Genomic DNA, 16,023 nt, shown 5'->3' with positions numbered 1-16,023 from the left:
GGCGTGGGCGGTGCCGCGGCCGGCGGTGGCCGGGGAGGAGCCAGCGGGCTGCCACCACGGCAGCAGGGCGGCGGTCAGGGCGGCCAGCACGAGGCCGAGGGTCAGGGACAGCCGTGTGCGCGTGCGCACGAATGGGCTGAGAAAGCGAGGCGGCGCGGTCACGGCGGTCTACTCCCGTGGGAACCAAGCGGATTGAGGACAGCACAGACAGCCCCGGTCGGCAGGCCGCGGGGCAGAAGGCGGGCACACGATCACACATGTGAAGTATTTACGTCCACGGGTGAAGATTTTATGGATCCGTTACATAGGCATGGAGCGGACTTGACCGGCCATTAACTGAGTGTGGTTTGCGGCATTTATGCGACCGCATTGGCGGTGATCATTGGGTTTCCGCCATCCTTCTGATTGGCCGTTACTGGAGCGGTCTGATCCGTTACGCACCGTGTTGCAGATCACTTTCGCGGGCTTTTGGCACTCCGTGGCGATCTTGCATGTGCGGCGGACATGACAGAAGGTGCCACACGCATGCGCCTGAGCCAGGGGTGTGCCCTTTGGTGTTTCCGCACCTCGTCCGTTGTTTGAGTTGCCAGGGTGGGAGTCGACGCGCATGCGTGTTTCAGGTCGGCTGTCATGGCTGGGGCGGGGACGCCCAGCCATGACGGAGTCACAACGATGGCGCCGGCGGCGAAGCCGCACGGGGGTCGTCCTCCTGTTGTCCTCGACACTGACGATGACCAGCCTGGGCAGCGAGGCGCTCGCCGTTCCCGGCCCCGGCATGAACCGCGAGAAGTCGATCGCCGAGGTCGACCTCCCGGAGCTGCCGGAGGCCACCGAGGTCGAGGGCGACGAACTGGCCGACAAGACCCTGACCCTCGCACCCGAGAACCCGGTCACCTCGTACACCCCCACCGCCACCGCGCCGTGGACCTCCGGGACCCGTCCGGCCACGCTCGACGCGACCAGCGAACCCGGCACCACCAAGCCCGTCGACGACCTGCCCGTCGCCATCGGCGTCCCCGAGGGCGGCGACCCTGCCGCCCTCGCCGGTGAATGGACCGTGGGCGTCGCCCCGCAGACGACCTCGCAGACCGCGGGCGTCTCCGGCATCATCATGAAGCTCACCCCTCCGGCAACCGTCGACCCGGCCGCCGAAGTGGCGATCAGCATCGACACCGCGGGCTTCGCCGACCTCTACGGACCGCAGGCCGTCGAGCGCTTCGGTCTGATGCTGCTCCCCGAGTGCGTCTACTCCGACCCGAATGCGGGCGACTGCGCCGAGGGCGGCGGTACGAGCACGATGTCCCTCTCCGACGGGGACAAGAACGTCAAGAACGGCAAGAAGAACTTCCAGCGGCTGCGCAGCACGGTGACGGCCGTGGCCGCCAAGGACGCGCCGACCAACGCCAAGACGGCGAAGTACGTCCCCACCCACAAGATCATCAGCGGCACCGTCCCGGTCTCCAGCCTCCTCGACGAGGGCTTCGTCCCCTCCGGGGCGACCAAGGCGTCCTACCGGGAGGGCGTCCAGCCCGCGGTCTCCGCGGGCGGCGGCGCCGCCATCGGTGGTCTCGACACCGGCTCGTCGGCGACCGGTGACTTCACGGCCTCGCCGCTGCTGTCCTCCGGCTCCTGGTCGTCGGGCTCCTCTTCGGGCGCCTTCACCTACTCGTACGACGTCCAGGTCCCGGAGACCGCCGGCGGCCTGATGCCGAAGGTCAACCTGGCGTACTCCTCGCAGTCCGTCGACGGCCGCACCTCCTCGACGAACAACCAGGCCTCCTGGATCGGCGACGGCTGGGACTACAACGCGGGGTCCATCACCCGCACCTACGCCAACTGCCGCCAGGACTCCAAGAAGGCCGGCTCCAACAACGCCACCCACCGCACCGCGGACCTGTGCTGGGGCTCGGAGAACGCCACCCTCTCCCTCGGCGGCATGACCACCGAGCTGGTCTGGGACAACACCAAGGGCAAGTGGTTCACCGCCAACGGCGACGGCTCCACCATCCAGCTGGTCAAGAACGAGGACACCGGCAACGGCGCCAAGGACGGTGAGTACTGGGTCGTCACCACCAAGGACGGCACGAAGTACCACTTCGGCAAGAACAAGCTCCCCGGCTGGTCGGACCACGGCACCGCCGCCGACGACCCGACCACCGACTCGGTGCTCACGGTCCCGGTCTACGGCAACCACTCGGACGAGGACTGCTACAAGGGCCCCACGACCACCGACTGGACGAACTCCTGGTGCACGCAGGGCTGGCGCTGGGGCCTCGACTACATCGAGGACGTCCACGGCAACGCCATGTCGCTGTGGTGGAAGAAGGACGCCCCGAACTACTACGCCCGCAACTTCAACTTCAAGGCCCCGGTCCCCTACGACCGCGACGGCTGGCTCGACCACATCGACTACGGCCAGCGCAGCAACACCATCTTCACGGCGGAGGCACCGGCCCGGGTCGGCTTCAAGGTGGCGGAGCGCTGCTACACCGTCGACGACGTCACCTGCTCCAACGACAACTTCATCTCCAAGGACCCGCGCAACTACCGGCCCTGGTTCGACACCCCGGTCGACCTGCGCTGCGATGACGGCAAGAAGTGCTGGAACGCCGGTCCGTCCTTCTGGACCCGCAAGCGCCTCGACAAGATCACGACCTCGGCCCAGCGGCGCACCGACACCGTCGCCCGCCAGGTCGTCGACGAGTACCAGCTCAAGCAGAGTTTCGCCAGGCTGGTGACCGGCCCGAACACGGCCCTGTGGCTGGAGTCCGTCCAGCGCACCGGCTACGCCCGCAAGGGCACCACCGACGCGAGCGTGCAGCTCAACACGGTACGGTTCGAGCCCAACGCCGAGGACATGCCGAACCGCGTCAAGAAGGTCCACCCGTCGCGGCCCGGCTTCTCCCGGCTGCGCATCGGCCGCGTCGTCAACGAGTACGGCGGCGAGACCATCGTCACGTACAAGCCGATCGAGGGTGACTGCCTCAGCGGCGACCTTCCCGTGCTCGACCAGCGGCCCGGCGAGGACAGGGCCACGGCCATGGCCCGGCTGCAGGCCCAGCTCAAGGTGAACGACCGGCTCTGCTTCCCCTCGTTCTGGAACCCCGACCCCGAGGTCGAGGACGTCGACTGGTTCCACAAGTACGTCGTGGACACCGTCGAGGAACTGCCCAACATCGACGGCAACTTCACCACCAGGACGGAGTACCGGTACAAGAACCCGGCCTGGAAGCTCGCCGAGGCCGAGTTCACCAAGAAGTCCCAGCGCACCTACTCGCAGTTCGCGGGCGTCGAGCAGACCACGGTCCTGACGGGTCCGGTCGTCGAGGACACCCCGGACACCGCCGACCAGCGCTCCAAGTCCGTCACCCGCTTCTTCCGGGGCCTCGGCGACGACGTGTCCGTCAAGGACATCACCGGCGCCGAGATCGCCAAGGACGAGGAGCCGTTCGCCGGCCGGATCGCCGAGGAGATCACGTACACCGACTCCACCAAGGCCGACTCCGACTGGCTGTCCCGTTCCGTCACCAAGCCCGAGGCCACCCAGCTCGCCAAGCGCGACCGTGACGACGGCCTGAGCCCGCTGCGGGCCTGGCGCGTCACGGAGCCCGAGGAGATCGCGTACACCAAGTCGTCCGGCACCAACACCGACGACCCGCGCACCCTGCGCACGGTCAAGACGACCACGACGTACGACTCCACCTACGGGCTGCCGACCCTGGTGGAGTCCCTGGGCGACACCGCCGCCGACAAGACCGGTGACGAGTCGTGCACCAAGATGGAGTACCTGCACCGGACCGACAAGAACCTCATCGGTCTGTCCAAGCAGGTCCTGGTCTCGCCGACGACCTGCGCCAACGCCGACTGGTCGGACCTGTCGACGCTCAGCGGCGGCCAGCGCACCGCGTACGACGGCACGTCCTACGGCACGGAGCTCGGTTCCGCCACCCGTGGCCTGGCCAGCGAGTCGTGGACGCTCAACGGCGCCGGCACCGGTTTCCAGACCACCGGTAAGACGGAGTTCGACTCGGTCGGACGCGTGGTCAAGCAGACCCCGGCGGATCAGCTGACCCAGCAGACCCCGAAGTCCGCCACGATCACCTACGAGTCCATAGGACCGGCCACGGGCCAGGTCTTCAAGGTCACCACGACCAACGTCCTCGGACACAGCCAGATCCAGGAGCTGGAGCCGGGCCGCTCGGTCACCGTCAAGACGACCGACGCCAACCTCCAGGTCAGCGAGGCCGTGTACGACCCACTGGGCCGGCTCGCCGAGGCCTGGGCGCCGGGACGTACCCCCGGCAACGGCGTGGCGGACTTCCGCGCGGTCTACACGATCCCGGCGGAGGAGACCGACCCCACCGACGCCAACATCAAGATCCGCAAGCCTCCGTACGTCACCACGTACGCGCGTGGCTACGAGGACCGGATCGAGACCTCCGTCACCCTCTACGACGGTCTCGGCCGCGAGCGGCAGACGCAGGAAGAGGCCGACAACGACGCCGGCTGGCTGATCACCGACACGCTGTACAACAACTCAGGTGAGGTCTACCAGACCAACAACGCCTACCTGACCGACGAGGCGAAGCCGGGCGAGCTGTTCAGCCCGCTCGCCGACACGGCCGTCCCCAACATCACGCGCTACACCTACGACGGCCTCGGCCGCGTGCTGAAGGAGACGCCGTACCTCAAGTGGGTCGACTCGGAGACCAAGGAGTCCTTCTCCAAGGCGTACGAGGACCGGGCCGTCCGCTACGAGTACGGTGAGGACTGGTCGAAGGTCATCCAGCCGGAGGGCGACTCGACCTACCGCGTGTGGACCGACGCGCTCGGCCGCACCGTCCGGACGGACACCTTCAACCCGGAGGCCCCGGGCGGGTTCACCTCGACTGACTACAAGTACGACGCTCGCGGCCAGGTCAAGACGGCGACCGCCTCGGCGGACACCACGCACCCGTGGTCGTGGACGTACAACCACATCGGCCAGGTGGAGACGGCGACCGACCCCGACTCGGGGACGACCCGTACGACGTACGACGCCTTCGGCCGGCCGCAGACGACCACGAACGACCGCGGCGTCAAGGTGTGGAACAGCTACGACGAGCTCTCGCGGCCCAAGCAGCAGCGTCTGAACGACGCCGCCGGCACCCTGCTCTCGGAGTTCACCTACGACTCCGCCACGGGCGGCAAGGGCATGCCCGCCACCGCCACCCGGTACACCGACGGCCTCGCGTACACGCAGACGGTCAACGGCTACACCAAGGACTACCAGCCGACCTCGACCACGCTGTCCCTGCCGCAGTCCATCGTCGACACCTGGGGTCTGAAGAAGGAATACAGGTACGACTACACGTACAACGACAACGGCATGCTGGACGAGTCCACCGTTCCGGCGGTGGGCAACTTCGAGGCGGAGAAACTGGTCGTCCGCTACAACAAGGACGGCAATCCGCTCTCGATCTCCGGCAAGGACTGGTACGGCTCCGAGACCGCCTACGACGCCTACGGCCAGGTGCTCCGCTCCACGCTCGGTGCCCAGCCGTACCGCGTGTGGGCGCAGAACGCCTACGACGAGGGCAGCGGCGAGCTCACCGAGCAGTCGGTCTACCGCGAGAAGACGGACGACAAGAGCGTCGTCGGCGACAACCTGGTGTCCAACCGGGCGTACACCTACGACCCGGCAGGCAACGTCACCTCGATCCAGGAGAAGTCCGACGGGATCGCGGAGCGCCAGTGCTTCGTCTACGACCCGATGGGCCAGCTGAAGTCGGCCTGGACCGCGAAGGACCAGACGGCCTGCGTCAACCCGAGGAACCCCGACGGCTCGCTGAACAAGAACGCGGACGGCACGCTCCGGGTCGCCGCGGGCGCGGACGCCTCCGGCTACTGGCAGGAGTACGAGTACGACCTGCTCGGCAACCGCACCAAGCTGACCGAGAACGACCTCGCCGGCGACACCACCAAGAACGCGGTCTCCACGTACGCGTATGGGAAGAACGCCGCCAAGGACCAGCCGCACACGTTGACCAAGGTGTCGAAGACCTACAAGACCCCCGCGGGCGCGCAGGTCACGGCCGAGGCCACACGTCTGTACGAGCTGACCGGTGAGACCAAGTCCGTCACCTCGATCCAGAACGGCGACAAGCAGGAGCTGACCTGGACCTACGACGGTCAGGTCGACCGGATCACCGGCCAGGGCAGTGGCGGCAAGACCCCGTACGTGGGCCTGGGGCAGAAGTGCCTCGACCTCAAGGGCGGGGTTCCGTCGGCCAACCAGGTGATCCAGCTCTACTCGTGCAACCTGTCGGGGGCGCAGAACTTCAGGTTCACCCCCACGCCGGGGCAGACCGACTCCAACCGGGGCACGCTCTCGACGCACGACACCTGGTGCCTCCAGCCCACCGCGGAGTCGGCCGGATCGGCGCTCCAGGTCCGCAAGTGCGACGGTTCCGCCGCGCAGGAGCTGAAGCGCAACGCCGTCGGGCAGCTCATGCTGGCCAACAACCCCGCCCTGTGCCTCGCGGTCCAGGGCGCCGTCAACGCCAACTCGACCCCGGTCGTGCTGGCGACCTGTGACGGTTCCTCCGCGGCGCAGCTGTGGGAGCCGCAGAACGACACCCGCCATATCTACGGCCCCGACGGTTCCCGCTTGCTCACCATCCAGGGCAAGCAGGCCACGCTGCATCTGGGCGACGCCGAGGTCACCGTCCAGAAGGGCGGCGTCCTGGTCAAGAGCGAGCGCACCTACGGCGCCCCCGGTGGTTCCGTCGTGCGCTACGCCTACGGCACCGGCGCGGAGGTCCTGGTCGCACAGACCACGGACCACCAGGGCAGCGCGTACACCGAGGTCGGTCTCTACGGATCCATGCCGGTGCGCGTCCGCAAGCAGGACCCGTTCGGCAACGAGCGCGGCACCGCCAATGTGGGCCGGCAGAGCCACAAGGGCTTCCTGGGCCAGACCCGGGACGACCCCTCCGGCTACCAGCCGCTCGGCGCCCGTCTGTACGACCCGGTTGTCGGACGCTTCCTTTCCGCCGACCCGGTGCTCGACCTGAACGACCCACTGCAGTCCAACGGGTACGCGTACGCACAGAACAACCCGGTCACGTACTCCGACCCGACGGGTCTGTCCATCAGCCTGACCGCTTCGGAGAAGGCCGCGGCCCTCGCCGGCGCGGGTCTGTCCGCGGCGCAGGTCGCGCAGGCGCAGTCTATGCAGGGCAAGTCACTCACCTCCGTCATCCTGGCGGTCGCGTGGGAGACGCTGAAGGACTTCATCGGCATCAACGACGCCATCGCCTGCTTCGGCGGGGACATGTGGTCCTGCGTCAGCATCGCGGTCGACGCCATCCCGTGGGCCAAGCTCGGGAAGATCCCGGCCGTCATCAAGGCGGTCAACCGCACTATCGACGCCATCAAGGCGTTCAAGGCCGCGAAGCGGGCGGCCGAGCTGGTGCTCAAGGCGGCCAAGGCAGCAGAGTCGGCCGCGCTACGGGCCAAGAAGCTGGCCATCGAGAGGGCGAAGAAGGAAGCCGCGCAAAGGGCCAAGAAGAAGGCGGCCGAGGCAGCCAAGAGAAGAGCCGACGCAGCGGCCGCCGCGAAACGGAAGACGGGTAACCCCGCCCAGAAGCAGTCCCAGGCCAAGGCCGCACCCAAGTCCTCCTCGCACTCCGGTGGAGGCAAGGGCGGCGGCGGCAAGTCCGGCGGCGGCGGTGGCGGCGGCAAGTCCGGCGGCTCCTCCCGTAGCAACGGTGGCACGAGCGGCAGCGGCGGTTCGGGCAGGGCCGGCGACGGCGGTTCCTGCCCGGTCAGCAACAGCTTTGTCCCCGGTACGAGGGTTCTGATGGCCGACGGCTCGACCAAGCCGATCGAGCAGGTCAAGCCAGGTGACAAGGTCAAGGTGACCGACCCGAGGACGGGCGAGACCCGGGTCGAGGCGGTCAGTGCCGCGATCAAGGGCGAGGGCCTCAAGCACCTGGTCAAGGTGACGATTGACGTCGACGGCAAGGCGGGTTCGAGCACGGCCCAGGTCACCGCGACCGACGGGCACCCCTTCTGGGTCCCTGAACTCGGCAAGTGGGTTGAAGCCACCGACCTGAAGTCCGGTCAGTGGCTGCAGACCAGTGCGGGCACGTACGTCCAGGTCGCGGCGATCAAGCGTTGGACCAGCCAGGGCGCCACTGTCCACAACCTGACCGTCTCCGATGTCCATACGTACTATGTCGTGGCATCGGGTGCCTCTGTACTCGTTCACAACTGCGGCGTTGGAGACATCGAAGCCAGCCTGCCGGTGCGTGGTGATCACGATCCGACGGTGGGTCAGGTAGTGGACATCGCCGAAGATGGCACGGCTACGCCGGTCGGTCACAGGATGAGAAGCGGTGGTGGAAATCTCACTGATATGATCGACGAGTTTCTCCAGGGTGCTGCTGCGGACTATCCGCGATCCGGGCCTTTCGATGCTGCCACGCACGTGGAAACGAAGATTGCCTGGTATATGGATTTGAAGGGCGTGACGTCGCTGGACATCGTGATCAACCATCGCGACGGTCCGTGTTCGGGTCCGTACTCCTGTCAAACCGCAGTTCCGCTCATTCTGCCGCAAGGCTATGAGTTGAGGGTCCACTACCGTGGGTCAGATGGCGCAATGACGATGTTCCCGCTGAGGGGACGTCGCTGAGGAATCGATGCAAGAAGGTCGGGGGCACGTCCGCGAGGGCGGCCCCCGACTCCTTTTGCTACTGTGTGCAAATCTCAAAGGATGAGGGTTATGGCAATTCTTAGCGTTCACTTCGATGGTGAGTGGCACCATGGTGCGAATATGGGCGAAGCTGCGCGCCTTGTTGCCAGAGTGTTCGACGGCGAAGAATTGGGGAGCGGTGCCGAGAAGGCCGGTTCCGTCGGAGTAAATGTGTGGTTTTGTTTGTCGGAACAGCCTCACACCGATACAAATCCAGTGGCGGATAATCATCTGCGGGTTGCGATCAACGCCTCGACTGGGTTTGGGGCTCTTGTGTGGGGGCTGACGATGCGAAGTCCCAGAAAGGGTGGGATCTATGATTCGGTCTGGATCTCTGACAACCCGGAGCCTCCAAACTTTGACCCTCTGTTGGTCTCAGATCCTGGTTATCCACTCTTCCATGACCGTAGTAGTGCCCTGCCGATTCGCCTGGTGCGTGAGGCGGTAGAAGAGTTCTGCCGCGTTGGTACAGGTGATCGGCCGGAGTGTGTCGAGTGGGTCGCTGGGCACTTCAACGGCCAGCGCGTTGACCGGGATTCCATTATCGATATCGTTGATAGTTCCGATGATGACTGCCCGTTCTGATCCAACCTTCGGAGGGAAGGAACAAGGAGGTGCGGCCTCGCCCCTCCGATAAGGGGTTGCCCTCTCATCTCGGCATCGCTAAGGGTGTCTAGGCGATGCGCAGTCCTAGTACTCCATCAGCGCTTTGCTATCTGGCCTGGTGGGAGGCGTCGTTCGGAGTGTAGGGCGGGGGTTGCCGGTCTGGGGCAGTCTTGCTGGACTGCCCTTCCAACGAGTGGAGTCGTCGCCGGTAGTGGCAGTCAGTGGCGGGCGATGGCCTGGTGTCTGCGTCGCCATTGCGACCAGCTCACCGTGTGGATGCGAAGCGGCCGGCCAGGTAGGGGTGGGCAATGAGTTGCCAGGAGTCGGCGGACTCCTGCCACAGTGAGTGGGGCTTCAGGGTGCCGGAACTGTTTCTGCATCCCCCTTTGCCGCCGCTTGAGCCGCGGTTGCCGCGAGAAATGCGTGGGCGAGCATGGCCAGGGCGATGTGCCGGTACCAGCCCGTGTAGCGGCGGGCCTCGTACTGGTCCAGGCCACATTCGTTCTTCGCGGCCTGGAATGATTCCTCGATAGCCCACCGGCGCCCTGCGACCATCACGAGTTCGTCGATACCGGTGCCCACCGGGGCATGACCGAGGTAGTAGGCGATCTCATCGGGCTTGGTGAGGCTGCGCCGGGCCAGCGCCCAACGCTGGTGTGTGGGTGTGTCGCCGTCGAAGTCCTCGATCGCTGGGATCTGGACCGCTGCCCAGTGGTAGATGCGCGCGCCGTTGCCGCATGAGCGTTGCTCCCACGCTTCTGGCTGGGCCTGCGTGAACAGGTAGTCGATGCGGCCGAAGCGGGGCACGTGCTGAGACTTCGGGACGGCGAGGACATAGCCGACGGCTTCTCGTCGGCCAGGATCTCGCTGTAGGTGCGGCGGGAGTGGTTGTCGACGGCAGTGTGGATGTAGCTGTAGCCGGCGTTCTTGCGGTTCTTGCGGCCGGCTTGGCGGCCGTGGGTCTTGTGTCCACCGCCGTCGGGGATGTTGCGCGGTGGACGGTGGAGGGGACCAGGCCCAGTAGGTGCGCGATGCGGGCCGGGACCCACCGCCGCAGGATGCGGAATTTGATGATCCGCGGATGAAACGGCGGTCTCATCTCCTCTCGAACTCGGATCGCCGGACTCGCCTTCAGGAACACGGTCGGACCTACCCGCACTGTCTCCACTGGGCAGCAGTCACACTCCGGAATTGACCTACAGCATTCGATCTTCCGTACCGGAGTTTCGCCCTGTAGGGACGGAGGTCAGCTGGCCGTTCTGGCGGCGACCTTGGCGGCCGCCAGTTGCTGGTACAGCTCCTTCTCGTGGGAACGCCGCTCGGTGACGTCACGGATGACCGCGCCTACGTAACCAGGCCGTCCGTCCGCGCCGTTCAGCAGCACCACGCTGAACTCGATGGACAGCTTCCGGCCTTCGGCGCCCACCGCGGGGACGGTCAGCAGATCGTCGTCCCCGTACTTGGTCGTCCCGCTGGCCATGGACTTCTCGAAACCGTCCCAGTGACGCTGCTGGTGCCGCTCCGGGATGATCACGTCCAGACTGCGGCCGTCGACCTCGGCGGCGGAGAACCCGAAAATTCGCTCCGCCCCGTGGTTCCAGTAGCGGATGAGCCCTTCGCGGTCGATGATCACCACGCCGTCGGGTGCCTGGGCCGTCATGCCCAGCACTACCTCGGGGTCCAGGTCTGCCATGTCGCCTCCGGCCGTCGGGCTCTCCACCGAGCTGTGGGCATACAGCATACAGTCTTCACGTGTCATGGTCATGGGGTCGTATGGTGGCGAGATACCCGGTTGTCGTCAGCGCGTGACACGTGCGTCCTTCCGCGGTGCGGCGTACCCGCGACCTCAACTCCGCATCCGGCATGTCGTCAAGATCCGGGCAGGCATCGGGACCAAGCGCCTGCCGCCCTTGCCCAGCCACCGGCGCAGGAGTGCGCGGCGGCGAGCCGTTGCGGTTCGGCAGCGGCGAATCCGCCCGAGCACGCCGCAGACAGAGTGGAGAATCTCCTCTGTCGAGATGGTAAATGGGGGTAAAAGTGCCGGGCAGGCTCGCAGGCCCTCAGACCACCAGCGGGGGCGCCCATTCCACGTCTTCTACGGGGACTGCGAGGGCTATATCGGGCAGGTGGAGAAAGAGTTGCTCCAAGCCGATATGGACGATGTGGCAGGCCAAGTCCTGGGCGGGACAGGCGTGAGCACCAGCGACCCAGGCCAGGTAGGCGTGATGTCCGACGGCTGAGAAGGGGGCAGAGGGTCGGGTACCTGAGCCGGAGGCGGCCAGGCCAAGGACGACCATGTCGCCCAGTCCGATTTGGCAGCCGCCGAATTCCACGTTATGTAGAGCCCACCGGTTGAAAACGTTCTGTAGTGGCGGCGCCTGCCATAGCCCGCGGTTGGCGACGTCGCCTACTGACACTCGCGCGTCCGGCTGGAAGTTCGTCCTCGAGGTGCACCCGGAGCACGTCGACGCCAGGTGGTCAACGCGGCGATGCCGACAAGCGAGGCGATGCGCCGGCCGCCCCCGGCGGCGGTGGAGAGAAGACTCAGCTGCCGCGCCGCGCGCGGCAGCTGCCGGACTATCCGGTCACCGAGGTGTGGGCGAGGAAGTCGGCTATGGTGGCGGCGAACTTCTCGGCCTCCTCCACGTGCTGGAAGTGGCCACTATGTTCGAAGACGGTCAGGCGTGAACCAGGAATCTTTTCGCGCATCTCCTCGGACCAGCGGACCGGGCATATCCAGTCATGACGGCCGACGAGGATCTGCGTGGGAACACTTACCTTGGCAAGTTCGTTCCGCACGTCCCAGTTCTCCTGGTATGCGGCGGGGGCGTACTCGATGTCGACAGCCTTCGACCATTCCCGCAGTTCCTCTTCCCGGCTCCAGTAGTCGGCGAAATAGGCGGGCAGCAGTCTGCCCAGGTACGTCATGAGTTCAGCCTTGTTCGCCCGTCGCAACCGCGACCGGTAGGCGTCCACCACATCGGGCATGCCGGGTTGGTCTGCGTGGCGCTTCTCGAAGGCGCCGATCTGGGCGTCCGCCTCGGTGTACAGATCCGGGCCGAAGACGGGAGCCCCGCCGTAGAGGACGAGGCCGGCCAGCTTGCCCGGGTGGTCGAGTTCGTACTGAAGGCCGGCGAAACTCCCCGCGGAATGGCCCAGGAAGTAGATCTCTGGGACCAAAAGATGATTCACCAGTCCGTCGACGTAGCGGGCGAAACGTGCCGTGGAGTACTGCCCGTCCGGCAGTTCACCGGACTCGCCCGCGCCCACCGGAGCAACGTACACGGTCGTCATGTGGCGCTCCACCAAGGGCATCCGCATGTAGCCCCAGTGGCTTCCGGGTCCACCGGGGTGAACCAGGCACACAGGGCCCCGGCCCGCCACGTGGTAGCGCTGCCTGACGCCGTCGATGGTGAGTTCGTGGGCGCCTGGCGTGAGCCGGTCGTTGCCTTCGAAGGTCGTGTGTCGCACGTTCGGCCTCTCATGGGTGTACAGGCTTGTCATGGCAATGCATGGAGGGCCCCGGTGGCTGAGGAGACCCGCAGCACGCTGACGATGCCCCGGCTGACGAAACTCGTCAGCAGGATGTCCAGCACGCTCTTCACCCGGACCACGCCGCGAAGAAGGCCAGGGCCGGGCGTCATCACATGACCGGTGCCGCGCTGATGAGGACGAAGGTGTCGCCCTCATCAAAGCCCTTCGGCATCGAACCTTCTCCAAGTGTGTGAAACCCGCCGCCAGCCAGACGGGCTTGAGCGGGTGCGATCTGCCGGGGGCGAACCGGTGCACCTGTTGCGGACTCGGGGCCTCGGTCCACCCCTTCGGCGGCCGGTTCTCAGACGAGGTCGACCTTCTCCAGGGCGGTGCAGCAGGTGTCGACGATGAGGCGGGTGACGGTGTAGGGGTCGACGTTGGCGTTGGGGCGCCGGTCCTCGATGTAGCCCTTCTTGTCGACCTCGACCTGCCAGGGGATGCGGACGGAGGCACCGCGGTCGGAGACGCCGTAGCTGTACCGGCTCCAGGGGGCGGTCTCGTGGGCGCCGGTGAGGCGGTCCTCGACACCGACGCCGTAGTTGCGGATGTGCTCCAGCGGCTTGTCGTCACGCCCCAGGGACTCCGCGGCCTCGATGATCGCGTCGTAGCCCTCGCGCATGGCCCTGGTGGAGAAGTTGGTGTGGGCGCCGGCGCCGTTCCAGTCGCCCTTGGCGGGCTTGGCGTCCAAAGTGACGGAAACCCCGAAGTCCTCCGCGGTGCGGTAGAGCAGCCAGCGCGCGACCCACAGCTGGTCGGCCACCTCAAGGGGACTGAGGGGGCCGACCTGGAACTCCCACTGGCCGGGCATGACCTCGGCGTTGATGCCGGAGATGCCCAGGCCCGCGGCCAGGCAGTTGTCCAGGTGGGCCTCGACCACGTCACGCCCGTAGATCTCGTCCGCGCCGACACCACAGTAGTAGCCGCCCTGCGGGGCCGGGTAGCCGCCCTCGGGGAAACCGAGCGGGCGGCCACCCTGGAAGAAGGTGTACTCCTGCTCGATACCGAACAGCGACTCCTGCGCCGCGAACCGCTCGGCCACCGGGCGCAGCAGCGCGCGGGTGTTGGACTCGTGCGGCGTGTCGTCGATGTTGAAGACCTCGCACAGCACCAGCAGGTCGTCCTCGCCGCGGATCGGGTCCGGGTACGTGGCGACGGGCTTGAGCACGCGGTCCGAGCTGTGGCCCTCGGCCTGGTTCGTGCTCGACCCGTCAAAGCCCCAGATACCCGGCTCCGCGCCATCGGCGAGGATCTTGGTCTTCGAACGCAACTTCGCAGTCGGCTCGGTACCGTCGATCCAGATGTACTCGGCCTTGTAAGCCACTTGTCTCTTCTCCTTGTCGATGGCCTGCCGTCAGCCGGCGGCAGGACGTGGGTGGGCGGTGAATCGCGCATCACGGCCGTCGGGCCGCGCGCGGTGCGGCGGTGGCGAGCTAGCCCACGACGGTCGGGCCGGGTTGCAGGAGTTCGGCGACGCGGTCGTGGCCGCCGCGCCGGGCGTCGGAGTGCGCGGTGCCGCCCCACCGGTCCTCGGTCCCCGGGTCGGCGCCATGGTCCAGGAGGTACTGGACGACTTCCGCGTGCCCCTCGGATGCGGCCAGGTGGAGCGCGGTCCGCTTGTCGTAGTCCGTCGAGTTGGGGTCCTTGCCCGTCGCCAGGGCGATCCGGACGTCGTCCAGGTCGCCCTGGCTGGCGGCCCACAGCAACCGCATGGTGGAGGTGATCTCCTCCTCGTTCTTGCCGCGCCGCGGATCGCGCTTGCCCGAGACCTCACCGGCGGCGAAGGAGTCGTAGACGTGGAAGTTGAAGTGTCCGACCAGTTCCTTGCAGAACGCCACACCGCGCACCGAGTTGCCCAGCGGGTCCAGGCGCGGGGACCACACGCAGACGCCCATGACTCCCGGGACGACGATCATCAGCCCGCCCGAGACGCCGCTCTTCGCCGGCAGCCCGATGGTGAAGGCGAACTCACCGGAGTAGTCGTACATCCCGCACGACGACATCAGCGACAAGCACTTGCGTACCGTGTCGGCTGAGAAGATCCGCTCTCCGGTCAGCGGGTTCACCCCGCCGTTGGCCAGCGACGCCGCCACCGCAGACAGGGACCGCGCGTCGACCTCGATCGAGCAGCACTGGAAGTAGAACTCCAGCGTCTCCACCAGATCGGTCCCCTCGGGGAAGGAACCGTGCTCCCGCATGAAGTAACCGAGCGCGAAGTTCCGGTCCGCGGTGCGGCGTTCGGAAAGGTAGACCGCGTTATTGAAACCGACCGCGCCACCGCCGGACAGCCTGCGCCAGGTCTCGGCGACGTAGTCGAAACGGTCGGCCGTGTCCTGCTGTGGACGGATGAGCGAGCACGACATGATGGCACCCGAGTTGATCATCGGGTTGTGCGGCAGGCCGTCACTGTTCAGCGTGAGCTCGTTGAAACCACGGCCACTGGGCTCCCGGCCCACATGCCGGTGCACCACGTCGGCGCCGTGCTCCTCCAGCGTCAGACAGTAGTTGATCGGCTTGCACACCGACTGCACGCAGAAAAGCGTGTCTGCGTCACCGACCGCGAAACGCTGCCCGTCGATCGTGCACAACGCGATCCCGAACTTCTCGGGATCGACCCGGCCGAGCTGCGGAATATAGTCCGCGACACGCCCGTCGTCGACCCGCCGGAGGCTTTCGTAGATCCCGGATATCTCGGTCTGCAACCTCCCGAAGTCCGGGATCACGAAGTCCCCCCGGATGGCCTTCGCGACGACACCACCACCCATCTTGCACAGGCCGATGAAGCGGTCGAGGTCGAGTCGGGACCGGCCCTCGATGTCGACCCCGCGGCGCAGCGCCGCCCACACCTCCGCGACCCGCGGATCGGCGTCCGCGAGGCCGGACTCCCGGAGCCGTGCGACCAGCTCCGGAACTGCGATCCTGCCGTCCTCGCCGACACCGAACGACGTGAAGAGCTTGCGGTAGTACCCGGTGCCGAAATCGACCTCTCCGAGTGGGGCGCCGGGCTCCTGAGACTGCTGCGCGCCATCGGGTTGACGCACCCGGGGTATCGATTTCTTCGTCGCAGGCATGGCGGTGATCCGTTCTCGATAAAAAGGAACCATGGGCGTCCGTTACAGTCGGCTAACGGGGAAACGGCGGCCCGC

Annotated in this window: 6 protein-coding genes and 2 pseudogenes; 2 read left to right on the top strand and 6 right to left on the bottom strand. The window is 66.7% G+C overall.

Annotated elements, in window-relative coordinates; genetic code table 11:
- Positions 1 to 730 precede the first annotated feature (730 nt).
- Both PV350_RS21230 and PV350_RS21225 read left to right on the top strand, forming a co-directional pair.
- A complete protein-coding gene (locus PV350_RS21230; protein ID WP_500335388.1) occupies positions 731 to 8,680 on the top strand; it encodes a polymorphic toxin-type HINT domain-containing protein in 7,950 nt (2,649 codons plus the stop codon).
- Between the two features lie 90 nt (positions 8,681 to 8,770).
- Positions 8,771 to 9,325: an Imm1 family immunity protein gene (locus PV350_RS21225; protein WP_500335386.1), complete on the top strand. Its 555-nt coding sequence runs from the start codon at positions 8,771 to 8,773 to the stop codon at positions 9,323 to 9,325.
- 286 nt (positions 9,326 to 9,611) lie between these two features.
- Here the strand turns inward: PV350_RS21225 and PV350_RS21220 are convergent.
- The 6 genes and pseudogenes from PV350_RS21220 to glsA form a co-directional block, all read right to left on the bottom strand.
- Positions 9,612 to 10,189: pseudogene (locus PV350_RS21220) on the bottom strand (IS701 family transposase); the annotation flags it as partial.
- Positions 10,190 to 10,191: 2 nt separating this feature from the next.
- Positions 10,192 to 10,332 (bottom strand): annotated as a pseudogene (locus PV350_RS21215) (IS481 family transposase); the annotation flags it as partial.
- Positions 10,333 to 10,592: 260 nt separating this feature from the next.
- Positions 10,593 to 11,039: a PAS domain S-box protein gene (locus tag PV350_RS21210; protein ID WP_500335384.1), complete on the bottom strand. Its 447-nt coding sequence runs from the start codon at positions 11,037 to 11,039 to the stop codon at positions 10,593 to 10,595.
- Between the two features lie 884 nt (positions 11,040 to 11,923).
- Positions 11,924 to 12,850: an alpha/beta fold hydrolase gene (locus tag PV350_RS21205; RefSeq protein WP_500335383.1), complete on the bottom strand. Its 927-nt coding sequence runs from the start codon at positions 12,848 to 12,850 to the stop codon at positions 11,924 to 11,926.
- A gap of 331 nt (positions 12,851 to 13,181) precedes the next feature.
- Entirely contained in the window at positions 13,182 to 14,201 is a 1,020-nt protein-coding gene (gene glnII / locus PV350_RS21200; protein ID WP_500335382.1) for a glutamine synthetase, read from the bottom strand.
- 109 nt (positions 14,202 to 14,310) lie between these two features.
- Positions 14,311 to 15,918, bottom strand: coding sequence for a glutaminase A (glsA, locus tag PV350_RS21195; RefSeq protein WP_500335380.1), 1,608 nt, complete (start codon positions 15,916 to 15,918; stop codon positions 14,311 to 14,313).
- Between the last annotated feature and the right edge of the window lie 105 nt (positions 15,919 to 16,023).

This window comes from Streptomyces sp. PA03-6a (assembly GCF_033792765.1).
In the GTDB taxonomy this organism is placed as follows: Bacteria; Actinomycetota; Actinomycetes; order Streptomycetales; family Streptomycetaceae; genus Actinacidiphila.
This window is presented reverse-complemented; position numbering and strand designations above follow the sequence as displayed.